The organism is Bilophila sp. 4_1_30, from assembly GCF_000224655.1.
In the GTDB taxonomy this organism is placed as follows: domain Bacteria; phylum Desulfobacterota; class Desulfovibrionia; order Desulfovibrionales; family Desulfovibrionaceae; genus Bilophila; species Bilophila wadsworthia.
The window spans coordinates 764,611-778,754 of the sequence record NZ_JH114233.1 but is presented as its reverse complement, the minus strand read 5'-3'; the positions used below and the strand labels follow the sequence as shown (position 1 = coordinate 778,754).

The following is a 14,144-nucleotide window of genomic DNA, read 5'->3' as shown; positions in this document are numbered from 1 at the left end:
CTCCTATCTGGGCACCAAAATGAGCAACTGTTCGGAGGTGGACGGCGACGCCAAGCTTGCGGATCTGACCGATCTGTACGGCAAGTTCGACTTTCCCACCGATGATGTAATCAAAAACACGCAGGCGGACCCCGCCCATCCCTACAACAGCATCGCGCAACATTTTGGGGATGATGGAAGCACGTATCAAAAATGCGTGATGCAGGCCAAAGTCGGTGTGGAGACCAAAGAAGCTGAACGGAGTTCAAAACTTGATTTCGGGATCGGCGTGGACGCGGACGGCGGCAGTCAGCAGTGTTTCTGGGCGCGTGGCGGTTACTGCGGGTCGGTATTCGGTGAAACCGGCAACCTGAGCGAGTGCATAGACCGGATCGTGCCCGCGGGCCTTTCCGACATCTGCAACCAACTGCTGGTTAATGGCGGCACGTTCACATCCATCACCGGCATAAGCGACTACCACGCCACGTCCGGGATTGGAAATTACTTCGACTGTTATGGGGCGGATAACGACGCGGCGGATCAGCTCTGGGAGATGACCTGTTCCGGCATGCGCCGGGATGATGTCTTTGTCTGCAAGTCGCCCTCCATGTCGCTTCCCGGGAAAACGATTCGGAATGCTCCGTATAATCAGGCCCTCTACCAGGGCTGCGAAGAAGTGCGTGAGCCCGAAAATTCCTGCGCGGCCCTGGAAAAACGCCGAGTTGACGGAGAATGCCAGCTCCAGACCGAGCTGGCGGACGGCGTATACACAGTTCGGGACGGCGCGGGCACCGGCCTTGAACCGGCCCAATCCTGCAAGACATTCAGTGGTGGTTTGCGGAGCATCCAGGTTTGCGAGCCGTGGTGGCGGCGCGAGCGCGTTTACCGCTGCAAGGCCGACGAGCCGGATTTTTCCAAAATCAAGGAACGTGCTGTCCATGTTGGCAACACCATCGACTACGATTTCGACAACAATATCTGGAAACACCAGGGCGATCTGACGTGGCAGGGAGAAGAGAAAACCACTCGCGTTTTTGACCCGAACCTCGAATTTATGCCTGCGGCGGAATCCTGTCTTCCGGGATGTCGCGTGCGCAAGTCGGCCAAAACGACTGACGTATACGTTCCCGGTCAGGGCAAGCTCGCGGCGGACGGCAATTACCATATGGAGGCGGACGGCCAGCTCTCCACCACGCTGAACAAGGATACGGTGGTGGAATACATCAAGGAGTGTGAGGAGCGCGACAAAACATGGACCTGTCCCCTGGAAGAGGGGGAAAGCATGGTCGCTGGCTGCCAGTGCTTCGACAAAGAGTCATTCGGCCAGGTCGTAGGCACTCTCCAGGCCATCAACATGGCTTCGACCAATATGATTTGTTCCTCTGGTGAAAACGTGGGGGGCTGCACGCCGGAAAACCAGGGGGTGGAGACAAAGCGGGTTGTTTGCGGCGATTTTTCCATGTCTCCTTCCGGAGAGGTGCAGATCGAGCCTTCGGGCATCCTGGACTGTCAGCCCAAGCTCTGGCGCGGTTTGGAAGTCAGTCCGCAGACGCATCGCGTGGAGACCACGGACGCTTATGAGTGCAAGGCGTTTGTGCCGGGATACCCGGAAGACGATCATTTTGACAACCATCTCGGCCCACTCGTCCCTCTCTCGGCCTGGTTCGACATCCCCGTGCAGGAGGCGGGCCCTCGCATCATCGATGTGTTGAAATCCGACCCGCGCTTTATCCCCGATCCCGGGCCCGAATGTCCGTGCGGCGCTAAAACGAGTTCCATTCCCGGAAGCGGCGGCGCTTTGACGACACAAACAGGCGCAACGACCTGCACATGGACGGTGGAAACTTCGGTCGCCAATATCAACCGGGAGGACAAGCTCGGGTTGCGGCCAACCGACAGAGACCCCTTCGGTGACGCTTATCTTTATTTTTCACGGATCGGTTCCTGGGGCGGCAGTACAAGCGGCACCTGTACTCAATCCCCGGCGCCCGGGGAGATCACGACAGCGGCGCAGGAATGCGTTTGGATTCGTAACCGTGAGGACTGTGCCCAAGGCGGCTGGATCTCTTACAGGGGGGCCTTTGACGTGAAGCCGCAAGGGAGTGGGACGGCTACATATTATGTCGGCGCTGTGCCCCTGTCCGCCACGGATCGCGGCATAGACCTGCATGTCTGGTATCAGGAGCATGATCATCTGGGGACTGTTCAATTGTTGGTGTACTCGGATGGATGCCCAGGCGGGGCCTATGTGCCAGGGACGGCATGGTCGTTCACGCTTCCGGACGGCAACACGGCATCAACCACACGCGAAGGCGCGGTGCCCGCGCAATGCCTCAACGGGTCAGCTTTGCAAGTGTATGTTCATTCAGAAGGTGGTCGGGGTTACAGCGGGCGTCATCTATGGGTTGACCAAATCTATTATCGGTCGCTCTCATGCACACAGACGGCGCAATACGGCTGCCTCGCACAGACGGCGACCATGCCCTCCAACTGCGTTGTGGACGGCACAATAACCAACTGCGCTGAATCAGGTATTGCAGGACCGTATACCGCTAATCTGAGTAACATTATCGCGTACATCACGCGACAGATCCCGTTGTATTCGCAAGGACTGCCCGCAGGTGCCGGTAATTTGTCGGTACGGACGAATTTTGACGCCACTTGTCTTCGAGGCAACGCCGCCATCGAATACCAGACGGGAGCCTGTCCCGGATGGCGTCAGGGGTACGCCACAGCCATAGATTGTACATATCACGAGAATCTGGGCGGCGGGGTTCATGTTTGCCCTTTCAACAACACCTTCAAAATCCCGGACTCGTGCTTGTCCGGTACGCTGGAATTGCGCTTGTCCATGAATGGGGCCCGCACGGACAGCCGGTGTACGGGGAGTCTGCGCACCTCCGTCCAGTACCAGCACGAAACATGCACCACAGAACCGCGCTATGTGTGCGATGACCAGGCCGCGTGCTCCGCCGGCTGCGGCGTGGTACGCAAATATGCCTGCGCCAACGGGCCGATCGTCAGCGAACCGGCACTGTGTCCCCGATGGGTATGTTCCAAAATGCCGGGAGCATCGTTCCAGACTCAGGCGGATTGCACGGCGGCCTGCGCGGAACCTGTGGCCTGTAACGCGCAGTCGGACGATTTCCGCTTCAAAGTCACCATTCGCAATAACTCCAACGACTATTTGTCCATCCTGGATGTGGTCAGCCCTGACGCGGTGCATATTGATTCATGGCTGTATCCGTATGAGGACCGTATCCTCCAGCAGTGTGTAGACAGATACACGCAACCATATCTTGCGTTCACGGACCCTGCCACAAGCGGTAAATTTGCATACGCGCCCATGGATGCGCTCATCTATCAGTGGTCCGCCGAACGCGGAGAAGCGGCAAGGGACGCCAGCTCGGGCACGCCGCACAGTCTGCCGAAATACCCGCCCGTGTACCGGCCCCGGACGGACGGCGGCAAAACAACGGTCCCGAACACGCCTATGTATTGGGACAAGCGCGTTTCGGGCGTCTGGACGGACGATGACTCGTTACGTCTCGGGTACTTCACGCTTCAGGCGGGCGGGTTGTTGCCCTATGTCTACTACTACCAGTGCCCGACCGGAGAGATCCGCCCGGGGACGGCCAACACCTGTGGGGCTGTGCCGCCGTTTGGAGGGGTGGACTGGACGGTGCAAGGACCGGCGTGTTTCGAGCGTCGCTGCGATCCGGATGCGGTCATTGAACCCGACCAGAACCTTGGCAACTGCGGGATGGTGAACGATGGCGACTGGCAATAAGCGCGGGAGAAAGATGATCGTCCTGGTCATCATATTGGCCCTGGCGTTCCATCCGGTGCCCGTGTTGGCAGAGTATACTCCCGCCGAGACGAATCCACTCCTGGGGCGGCCTGTCCTGCTGGATCAGCTCACCTGCATCCAGAAGTACGGCCAGGATTTTTGCGCCTGCATCGAACTGGAGCAAGGGGGCTACGGTTGCTATTACAAGCGGCCCGCTGCCGGGATGTACACGCTTGAGCGTTGCGAGCAAATCTGGGGGCCGGGTCACTGCGAATGTCCTTCCCCGGATCAGTGCATGCTGAAAACGAGTGGCGACACGGCGACGCCCCTCGGTTGCGACGGGCAAATATACGTTTTCCCGGGAACGAAAGAGGAGTGCCGTAAGCCCGGCGTCCAAACGATGGGCTCCAATTGCTGCAAGGATGAGGATGAAGCTTCCAATGCCTGCGGTTTTGAAAATCTGGCGAAAGAGCTTGGCTGGTCGGACGCGGCCATCGCCATGATCACAAGTCTGGGGGGATATTTTGCGAAAAAGCGACTGGCGAATTGGGCGGCGCAATATGTGATCAATCAGGCCGTTACCGAAGGAGCATTCTCTTTTGTGACATCCGGCCTGGGTTCTCTCTTCGGAGACGGGGCCATCCACCTCGTCAACGATTCGATTGCCGGTGTGGGCGTCGAGTTTGTGTCCTCGTCGGGGAGCTTCACGGCCTATGTGGGGTCGGAAGCCGGGATGCAATCAGCGGTTAGTCAGCTCTCGGCGGTCTACCTGAACGCGATTTCCTGGGTCGGTTGGGCGTATACCATTTACAGTATGTACAATATTGTGGATGGGATGACCAAATGCCTGGCCGGAGAAAAAATCCTCGGCTGTAAGCGCAGCAAAGGCGTATGCCACGATGTCGGCACGACATGCACGTTCAAGGTATTCGGGATGTGTGGGCAGAAGAAGAGAGTCTTTTGCTGCTTTGATACTGTACTGGCTCGAATCATCCACGAGCAAGGACGCCCTCAGATTGGTCTGGGATGGGGCGACGGAGACGACCCTGAATGCCGGGGGTTTTATATGGACGAATTCATGCGCATCGATTTCACACAGATTGACCTGGGGGAATATACCGATGATCTGACGCGGCAGATGCTCAACCAGGAACAGGTCGGCTCCAAGATCAGCAACCTCCTTGAAAAATATATGAGCGGCATACCTCAATAGGAGCATGTATGAACAAGTTGGTGTTTTGTCTGGCGCTGCTGCTCGGCGGGCTCGTGCAGAGTGCCCATGCCGTGTGCAAATCGACGTTCGTGAACCCTTTGACGGACACCTGTTGGGAGTGCCTATTTCCCATCCGGCTGGCCGGGGTCCGCATCTCACCCTCTTCCCCGGACCCGGAAAGCTATCTCTCCACGCCTCTGTGCTCCTGCCAGGACGGCGCTATCCAACGGGTAGGGCTCGTCATGGGCTTCAGGGAGCCCGCGTTCATGATTGATGTAGTGAAAGACGCATGGTGCTTTGCTGGCTTTGGCGTTGATATGGGCAAAAGCTCGGTCTGGGGGGACGGCAGTTCCGTCAACGGCGGCGACGGCTACGGACAACGCTCCGAGTACAGCGCGCATACGCACAGTTATTTTTATAATCCGCTATTCTTGTTGGAATTGCTCATGGACGCCCGGTGTCTCGATAAATCTCCGACCGGGATCAGCGATATCTCGGAGGTTCGGCCTGAGCATCTGGATGGTCAGTTGAATCTCATGCTGTATCCCCAGACACTTTTGTTTGCCAATCCGGTAGCGCTTGCCGCCTGCATGGCCGACACTGTGGCGGCGACGGCGGGCCATCCGGTTGATGCGTTGTTCTGGTGCGCTGGGGAATGGGGGCCCATCTATCCTCTGACGGGATACAGTTCGGCAAAAGGTGCTTCCGGGGTGCGCGCGGCCGCGAACGTCGCCGCGAAATCCATCGCTAGGAGCCACAACAACCTCTTGCTGTGGGGCACAAAGGGCATGTCTGCGCTCTGTGGTCCCTATCCTCAACCCATCTGGCTCAAATCACAGTATAAATTGCAGACGGTGCGGCCTGTACGCTCGCGGCTCTGTCCGGCTATCGGGCGCTCGGAATTGCTCTGGGGGGCTGGCATGAACCCGCCAAGCCCCAAGCAAGCCGACAATTTTGCCTATCTGCTGTGGCGATGGAGGGATTGCTGTAGTTTTTGACAATAAAAAAATATTGGAGTTATCTCTAAATCCGAAGAGGATGCCTATGAGTGAGATTTACTTAGGCTCTGTCACAGTAAATGATTGAAATCCTATTCCATAAGATTTTAGATAGATACTAAAGAAAGTTTTCTTTGTAATGGAGTTGAACGACAAAATATTATATTTTCAATATGTTATAGGTGTATATCAATCGAATGCTACATAGCGCCTTAGGAATTGCATAGGCAGGCAGACGATATAAATAAATCCCTCTGCCTAAGCATATCGTTTTTACAAATTCTCATTCATCCTGTTTCTCTCCCAAAATGGCCAAGATGGACTATCTGTGACCATCGCATAAGGCATGAATTTGGATTTAATCCACCTTTTATCCACATACCTTGGCATCCTAGGCGTATAGAACATGATGTCCTTATAGTTAAATATAGAACATTGCTTATTGTCGTGAGAAGAATTTTTAAAAATAATTAGTTATCGAATAAAAATGTGAACATTGATAGGATTTGATAGTCGTTCTACTGTATGTTTTAGATGTAAATATTAATAGTTCCCTTTGTTTATATGAAAAGGTAATTTTATTAAGTAATTAATGTATAAAATAGATGTATTTAAATTATTATCGGATTGATATAAAAGATATGTTGATTGGCCTGTTCTTCTTCTTAAATAGGGTATTTAATTTTTGTTATTTTTTATGATATGTAAAGAATAATCAATTCTATTCATGAGTAAGCTTGCCAGGGCTAGTATCTGAAAGGATTCTTCTTTGTCCATTTCCATTTTTTTATGCCCCAAAATATTTCTTACAGAAGACACAAAGCCTTCTGCAATAGCACATGTTCCTTTTTGTAAGTTTTCGTTTGTTCTGTTTTTTTCACTGTACATGATTAATTTTGGATTTTTGGGTGAAAACATATGACATACTAATGCTGCGTCATCCAGCTCATCACCGTTCGGTGTCATACTAATATATATGGATCTGATCCTGTCTAGTACTTCTTTGCATGCAGAAAATGCCGCATCAGCATGATATCCATCAATAAATTTCTTTTTTGATGATGCTTTGATTGAATTATGGATGTAATTCCATTCGCTTTCAGTTTGATTGTTGTTTATAGCCCAACGAATATATTTAATTTGGCTATCAATAAGTCCAAGGGCAAACAGATTGATATAGTTATACCCATAAAAAAGATCATCTTTTGTATTAAAAATAAGTTTACTTTGAAATGGAAATGTATCTTTAATAAGAATTGAAAAGTTTATAATCTTGTTTTTGAGGGTTTGTATAAAATTTTGATGAAAAGGGATTACAAAATTTTTACATCCCGCAATTGCTGCCCGGTTTAGCATTTTTGATATTTCTTCAAGCTCATTAAGTATTTTGTCTTTCACTTTTTCATCTCACAGAGTAATATATTTAAAATGTATTGTTCATGAACTCAATTATTTTTTTCTGAATTTACCAATAAGATGCTATCTTTAACAAGGTATGTGATATGTAATTTGAATTTTAATACTAATAATTTTCCCCATTTCTTTAAGTGCTGTTAAAGAAAGATACATAGATAGATTTCATAGGGTTCCATAGGCAAGTTGCGAAAGGGCATTTTTATCGAGTATTTCAATCTTCTTTTTAGTAAATTTTCCAATGATACCACTATGTCTTAACTCTTTTATTACACGCATGACCGTAACGGGATGGAGCCCCATCATGGCTGCTATATCCGTTTGGGTAATTTCTGGAGAGAAAGAAATCTTCCAGTCATGTTCATAGATGAGAGACATGAGTGCTTGGCAGACGCGTCCTTTGGCATCAGCATAGGCAAGATCTGATGTGTATGCGTAAGCTATTGCGTCTTTCCGGGCGAGAGTCATAATGAGATTCTTTACCTTTGATGGATTGTTCCTGATGAAGCATTCACAAGAGAGCAGGCTCCCATCAAAGGTATAAAGCTCCGCATCCGTCTCACAGCGATAATAGAAATTTTCAAGTCCTCCAACCAATACTCCAATTTCGTTGAGAAGGCATCCGGCTTCTTGATAAAGGAGCGTCCATTCGCTTCCTTCCGGGGTTGGATGCACTGTTTTCACAATACCAGATTTGATCAGGTAAAACATTTGCCTCTTTGCGTTGAGGATTGCTCCCTTTCTCAGTTTCAGGATACCTTTTGGGCTGGCAGCTTCATTCCATTCCTCATTCTGGCTTGCCAACCGTAGGAGGAGCAATAAGCTCTCATTTTCTTCCTTTGTCATATCCATAGCCATATGCCTCAATTTCCAGAAGTTTGTTTCGGTCGATGACGTCGATGTGCGACTTGGATATTTCTCCTATAATTCCAGCACTTCTTAATACATCAAGCGTGTTGGATACGGTCACCGGGTGCAGCCCGGAAAGAGCCCCGATATCATTTTGGGTGATGCTGCTGACCTGTCGATCTGGCGGGCTTTGTTCTTGTGTAGTTATTCTGTTGATGACGCTGCACAGGCGCGACACGCTTGAATGGAAGCACATGTTGAATGCGCGTAGATTGAAGAGATTGGTCGTCTTCGCAATGGATCTGGAGAGCTCGATTATCAGTGCGGGATTATCGCGTATGAAGCTCTCCTCAAGCAGGGGGACATCAAATACGGCCAGAGAGCATGGGATTGGCGCAAGCAGCCTGAGCAAATGGTTGCCGCCCGTTAACGCCGCGCTTCCGTTCGCCAAGGCGTTTCTTCCAACAAGGAACGTCAGTTTTTCATCCCCGATCTTTGAGCGGCAGAAGAGATGGGCATAGCCGCCGAGGACGAGGATCAGTTCGTTTCCCTTAGGACGAAAGCTTTCCCCCCGCATCAGAGGCACTATCCGGGCATGGGGTTGCTCCTTGGACCATTCCTCACATTCATCTACGAGGTGTGGCTTGAACCAATATCGTGTAACCGTTTTTGAGCTGCTGTTTCCTGACATCACGAGGGAACACCTTTTTGCCTTAAAGAACTCACTGTTTTTAGCCGTTGCTAGTTTTTTTTTGATGAGCGTATGCTAGGGTTTGATTACTTTGTACAAAAAGTAACAAACTGTTTCGTTTCGCGCGCTACGATTCCATTCTGCAACGGAAACGCCATTCCATAAGGAGGGGCAGATGTTACAACCCATGTGGGTTCTGTCTGATAGCGACTTGGCTACTATCCATAGTGCAACGGTTGAGCTTTTGAAGTCAACGGGTATCCAGTTTTTATCTGAGGAGAGCATAGAACTTTTCCGCCATCACGGTTTCCGGGTGGAGGGGGAAACCGTTTTCTTTACGGAGGAGGATATCGATTCCGCCCTGAAACTGTGTCCTCCGTCGTTCACCATCCATGCGCGAAACCCTGAGAGAAGCGTCGAAATCGGCGGGCGCCGCCCTATTTTTCCCCCATATATGGTGCCCCATATGTCGTTGACTTTGAAGGAAATATAAGAAGCGGTACCTTGGAGGACTACCAAACGCTCGTGCGTCTGGCACACCAGCTACCCAATCAGGATATGGTCGGCTATCTCCTCTGCGATCCAGGAGATGTCCCGGCGGGGAAGGCCCATGTCCATATGTTGCATGCTTCCATGACCTGTTCCGATAAGCCGTTCATGGGCAGCAGCACCCACGGATCCAGAGGCGTTGAGGATTGCATGCGCATGGGGGAGATCTTCTTTGATTCGTCTAGAGCTTATCTGAGGGAACATCCCTTCTGCATTTCGTTGATAAACAGCCTGACTCCGTTGCGTTATGAAAAAGGGAGTTGCGAGGCTTTGATGGCCTTCGCGCGGGACAGGCAACCGCTCCTCATTGCCTCCCTTGTTACGGGAGGGGCAACCGGGCCGATCACAATGGCTGGTGTGCTCGTTTTGCAGAATGCGGAGATTCTTGCGGGAATCGTTTTGGCGCAGCTGGTTTCACCGGGAACGCCCGTTGTCTACGGTTGTGCTTCTGGGATTATGGATATGCGCAGCATCGTCGTTTCGCTGGGTGCGCCCGAATTCTCGAAGATTTTGAGGGCCGGGGTTCAGCTCGGGCACCACTATGGGCTTCCCTGCCGTGGAGGAGGCTCGCTTACGGAATCCTGCGACATTGATGCGCAGGCTGGATTCGAGTCAATGAGCACCATGCTCAATGCCATGGCATATGGCGCTGACTTCATCCAGCACAGCGCGGGATGTCTTTCCTCCTATCTGGCCGCTTCGTTCTCCAAGCTCGTCATGGATGACGGGATATGCAGTTATGGCAAGGCAATGCGGGAAAAAGTGGATTTCAGCGAAGAGGCTCTCGCCATTGATATCATCAAGGAAGTGGGCCACGGAGGGGAATACCTCACACACTTGCACACAGCCATGAATTGCCGCAGCGCCGTATGGCAGCCCGCCTATTCTTACCGGGGAGGTTTGAATGCGTGGGAGGCTAGCGGGAAGCCGGATATCCGTGAGGCCATCCGCGAACGCGGAAAACAGCTTCTGGCCGAATATGTCCAGCCCGATCTGGAACCTCGCATCAGAGAGCGCCTTGAAGCCTTTGTACTGGCCTACAAGGCATAGAAGGGGAGGAAATCATGAGCAATTCAGTCTCCACGGAAAAACGTAGCGGCATAGATACATTCCTTGTTGGCGTAACATTGTTCCTTACGCTTCTCGCAATCATCTGGGCAGCGGTATCCCCCGATCAGTTCGCGGACATCATGAAAGGGGCCAAGAACAGTATCGCCCATCATTTCGGATGGTTCTTCATTTTGAGCGTTTTCCTATTCATTCCCATTCTGTTTTTTTTGGCCTTCGGCAAATACAGAAATCTCAAGCTGGGAAAGGATGACGACAAGCCGGAATTCAGTACATTCAGCTGGGTGGCTCTGCTTTTCGGGTGCGGCTTGGGAGCCGGGTACTGCTTTTGGCCGTTTGGAGAGGCACTTTGGCATTTCTACAAGACCCCTTATCTTGCCGAGTCGGGATCACAGGCGGCGTATCTCGTGTCCAAAGGGGCGGCAATGCTTCATTGGGGATTCCATCAGTGGGCCATTTACGCGATCGTGGGATTGGTTATCGCTTTTCCCGCGTTCCGCCTGGATCGCCCCATGACCGTATCAGGAGCGTTCTATGGCCTGCTGGGGGACAAGGCGTCGAAAGGCATCATTGGGCGCTGTGTGGAGATTATCGCGTCCATCACAGCCCTTTGGGGCGCGGCGGCTGCGAACTGTCTCGGCCTGATGTTGTTTACCGTGGGATTAAAGAATATTTTCGGTATTGAGGTGGGGCTTGCCGGGAACGCCGTCATCATGTTTTCCATCATCATTGCGTATACCATGGCGGCGTACTCTGGCCTGCATAAGGGGATAAAGCTCATCAGCGATGGAAACGTCTGGGTTTCGGTCATTTGGTTCGTATTTATCCTATTTGCTGGCCCGACAGTGCTTCTCCTGAACGGGATGGTGGAAACGATTGGGCAATATTTCAATTATTTCTTCACGATGGCAACCTTTACGGATTCTCAGGGGCTGACAGGCGGATGGGCGACGGACTGGCCTATTTTCTATTGGCTTTGGAACACTTCATGGGCTCCGTTCGTTGGTGGCTTCATCGCCCGTATATCGCGCGGCAGGTCGATCCAGCAGTATATCCTCGGCGTTCTGATCATCCCGGTCTGCGTCTCTTTCATATGGTTCGGCGTGCTCATGACGGCGACGCACTATGTCGATGCCAACCATCTCGTTAATATATGGGAACTGGTGCAGAGCAACCCGGCAAACGGACCCTACGCGGTAGCCTCGGCCTTTGGCGGCGGCGTGATCATCAACTGTGTCATCTTCCTGAGTGTTGCCGGTTTCCTGATCACGTCAGCAGACGCGGCCTCTTTCTTTATCGCCATACAGATGTCGCATGGCTCATTGAACCCCAGCAAGGGCATGGTCCTTTTGTGGGGGCTCATTATCGGAGCTGTCTCGGTTGTGCTCCTGAACACGAACGGGCTTGATGGGGTCAAGTTTGCGGGCATTCTTGCAGGGGCTCCGTTTATGTTCATCATTTGGTTTATGGTTGTCTCCTTCTTCAGAACACTCAGAAGTGAGTACGCACGGTTTAAGGAAAATCAAGAACGTTCATATATGGAACACCTGAGAAGGGAACTTTTCAAGTCATAACTCTCTGCAGTGCGTATAGAGCCGTAATCAGTATAGAAGGATAAGGAAATGCACGGAAAAAATTTGATTCTTGAAGTTTTCAAGGGGAACCCCGTCGAGCGGACCCCCTGGGTTCCCTACACCGGTTCCCAAATCGCCAACCTCAAGGGGTATACCGCGCAGGAAATGTTCCGCGACGCGGGCAAGCTGTACGAATGCTGCATCGAGGCGGAGTCTCAATACTCCCCGGACGGCATGACTCCCATGTTCGACCTGCAAGTCGAAGCTGAAATCCTCGGCTGCGATCTCGCATGGTACGACAACACCCCGCCCACCGTCTGCTCCCACCCGCTCGAAGGCGAGCTCGTCATCCCCACGCGGCGCATCCAAAAAAACGACGGACGTATCCCGCTCATCCTCGACGTCATGCGCCGCTTCAAGGCCGCCAAGCCCGACATCGCCATGTACGGCCTCGTCTGCGGCCCATTCACCCTCGCCTCGCACCTGCGCGGGACCAACATCTTTATGGATATGTACGACGATGAGGACGGCGTGAAGGCCCTCGTCACCTATTGTGAGGAAGTCGTCCGTGAGGTTGCGGACTACTACATCGAGGCGGGGTGCGACGTCATTGCCGCCGTGGACCCGCTCGTCTCCCAGATATCCCCGGATATGTTCGAGACCTTCCTGAGCGAACCCTACACGAAGTTCTTCGCCTCCATGCGCGAAAAGGGCGTGCCTTCCTCCTTCTTCGTGTGCGGCGACGCCACTAAGAACATCGAACCCATGTGCCTCACCAAGCCCGATTGCATCGCCATTGACGAGAACGTCGACATCATGGAAGCCAAAAAGATCACGGACGTCCACGACATCACCATCTCAGGCAATCTCCAGCTCACCATTACCATGCTACTCGGCACGCAGCAGGACAACCAGAAGGCCGCCATTGAGCTGATGGACAAGATCGGCACCCACCGCTTTATCCTCGCGCCCGGCTGCGACGTCCCCTTCGACGCGCCCGCCGCGAATCTCATCGGCGTGGGGCAGGCCGTGCACAACCCGGAGGCCGTCCGCAAGGCGCTTGAAAACTACGTCGCCAAGGACAATCTGCCGGAAATCGAAATGCCGGACTACGTCAACCTCGACCACGTCCTCGTCGAGGCCGTGACTATCGACTCCAAGACCTGCGCCGCCTGCGGCTACATGGTCGCCACAGCGAACAATGCCGCCAAGATCTACGGCGATAAGGTCAAGGTCGTCGAACGCTCCATCATGTTCCCCGAGAACATCGCCTTCGTGAACAAGGTCGGACTAACGAACCTCCCTTCCCTCCTCGTCAACGGCGTTGTTAAGCACATTTCCCTCATCCCCACTGTCGAAAAGCTGCGTGAGGAGATTGAGGAAGCGATGAGGTAGCACCGAAATCGGAGAGGGGCCCTTTCTAAAGAAGGGCTCCTCCCCAAACCTGCCGCACGGTTCGCGCCCCTCCTTCCAAAGATGTTCATAAGATATGAAAGGCGGCGCGGCGGGAGTCCCTATCGGACTAAAAATGGACAGGATACGGAGTTTTCCCCAAAAGGGGCAAAGAGGCTCGGGCCTCGGCTCTTCCCCACAAGGCAGGATTGACGGAATGCGCAAGGAACTGATCATCCTCTCCGGCTTTCTCGGAAGCGGCAAGACGACGCTGCTGCGGTCGCTCCTGCTGCGGCACTCGGATCGGAAGATAGCCGTGCTGCTGAACGATTTCGGCGACATCCCCGTGGATGGGGAAACCCTGCGCCGCTCCGGCGTAGAGGGCGGCGTAGTGGTGGAGATCGGAGGCGGATCGGTATTCTGCTCGTGCCTGCGGGAGCCGTTCATCAAGGCGCTGGCCAACCTCGCCGCCCGCGACGAGGATCTGATCATCGTGGAGGCCTCCGGCATGTCCGATCCCTCCGCCGTGGACAAGATGCTCCGGCTCTCCGGCCTCGACGGCCTTTTTGAACAACCTCGACCATCTGCCTGTTCGATCCCGTCAAGAGCCTCAAGCTGGCGCGCGTGC

Annotated in this window: 9 protein-coding genes and 1 pseudogene; 7 read left to right on the top strand and 3 right to left on the bottom strand. The window is 52.9% G+C overall.

The features are described from left to right. Positions 1–37: 37 nt before the first annotated feature. The 3 genes from HMPREF0178_RS15285 to HMPREF0178_RS15275 are packed head-to-tail and all read left to right on the top strand — an operon-like array spanning position 38 to position 5,980. Complete coding sequence (locus tag HMPREF0178_RS15285) at positions 38–3,769, top strand: hypothetical protein (RefSeq protein ID WP_232281292.1); 3,732 nt, start codon at positions 38–40, stop codon at positions 3,767–3,769. A 13-nt stretch (positions 3,770–3,782) separates the two neighbouring features. Further along, positions 3,783–4,982, top strand: coding sequence for a conjugal transfer protein TraN (gene traN, locus HMPREF0178_RS15280; RefSeq protein ID WP_039959126.1), 1,200 nt, complete (start codon positions 3,783–3,785; stop codon positions 4,980–4,982). Between the two features lie 8 nt (positions 4,983–4,990). Beyond that, entirely contained in the window at positions 4,991–5,980 is a 990-nt protein-coding gene (locus HMPREF0178_RS15275) for a TraU family protein (protein WP_009380604.1), read from the top strand. 678 nt (positions 5,981–6,658) lie between these two features. Here the strand turns inward: HMPREF0178_RS15275 and HMPREF0178_RS15270 are convergent. The 3 genes from HMPREF0178_RS15270 to HMPREF0178_RS15260 form a co-directional block, all read right to left on the bottom strand. Beyond that, positions 6,659–7,378, bottom strand: a complete 720-nt coding sequence (locus HMPREF0178_RS15270; RefSeq protein ID WP_009380602.1) for a TIGR02391 family protein — start codon at positions 7,376–7,378, stop codon at positions 6,659–6,661. 180 nt (positions 7,379–7,558) lie between these two features. After that, a complete protein-coding gene (locus HMPREF0178_RS20600; RefSeq protein ID WP_232281291.1) occupies positions 7,559–8,239 on the bottom strand; it encodes a Crp/Fnr family transcriptional regulator in 681 nt (226 codons plus the stop codon). Then, positions 8,220–8,933 (bottom strand): Crp/Fnr family transcriptional regulator, encoded by a 714-nt coding sequence (locus HMPREF0178_RS15260; RefSeq protein WP_009380600.1) that lies wholly within the window; start codon positions 8,931–8,933, stop codon positions 8,220–8,222. Before HMPREF0178_RS15260 ends, HMPREF0178_RS20600 begins: the two co-directional genes overlap by 20 nt. A gap of 175 nt (positions 8,934–9,108) precedes the next feature. Between HMPREF0178_RS15260 and HMPREF0178_RS15255 the strand changes: the two are divergent. The 4 genes and pseudogenes from HMPREF0178_RS15255 to HMPREF0178_RS15240 form a co-directional block, all read left to right on the top strand. Further along, positions 9,109–10,532 (top strand): annotated as a pseudogene (locus HMPREF0178_RS15255) (trimethylamine methyltransferase family protein). A 14-nt stretch (positions 10,533–10,546) separates the two neighbouring features. Further along, complete coding sequence (locus HMPREF0178_RS15250; RefSeq protein ID WP_009380597.1) at positions 10,547–12,124, top strand: BCCT family transporter; 1,578 nt, start codon at positions 10,547–10,549, stop codon at positions 12,122–12,124. A gap of 48 nt (positions 12,125–12,172) precedes the next feature. Continuing rightward, positions 12,173–13,519, top strand: coding sequence for a uroporphyrinogen decarboxylase family protein (locus HMPREF0178_RS15245; RefSeq protein ID WP_009380595.1), 1,347 nt, complete (start codon positions 12,173–12,175; stop codon positions 13,517–13,519). 214 nt (positions 13,520–13,733) lie between these two features. Then, positions 13,734–14,144, top strand: a 411-nt coding sequence (locus HMPREF0178_RS15240; protein ID WP_009380594.1) for a GTP-binding protein, incomplete at its 3' end; no start/stop codon positions are given.

Excerpts from the sequence above, each read along its gene's own strand:
- traN (WP_039959126.1), top strand. The coding sequence starts at position 3,783 with ATGATCGTCCTGGTCATCATATTGGCCCTGGCGTTCCATCCGGTGCCC.
- HMPREF0178_RS15275 (WP_009380604.1), top strand. The coding sequence starts at position 4,991 with ATGAACAAGTTGGTGTTTTGTCTGGCGCTGCTGCTCGGCGGGCTCGTG.
- HMPREF0178_RS20600 (WP_232281291.1), bottom strand. The coding sequence starts at position 8,239 with ATGACAAAGGAAGAAAATGAGAGCTTATTGCTCCTCCTACGGTTGGCA.
- HMPREF0178_RS15260 (WP_009380600.1), bottom strand. The coding sequence starts at position 8,933 with ATGTCAGGAAACAGCAGCTCAAAAACGGTTACACGATATTGGTTCAAG.
- HMPREF0178_RS15250 (WP_009380597.1), top strand. The coding sequence starts at position 10,547 with ATGAGCAATTCAGTCTCCACGGAAAAACGTAGCGGCATAGATACATTC.
- HMPREF0178_RS15245 (WP_009380595.1), top strand. The coding sequence starts at position 12,173 with ATGCACGGAAAAAATTTGATTCTTGAAGTTTTCAAGGGGAACCCCGTC.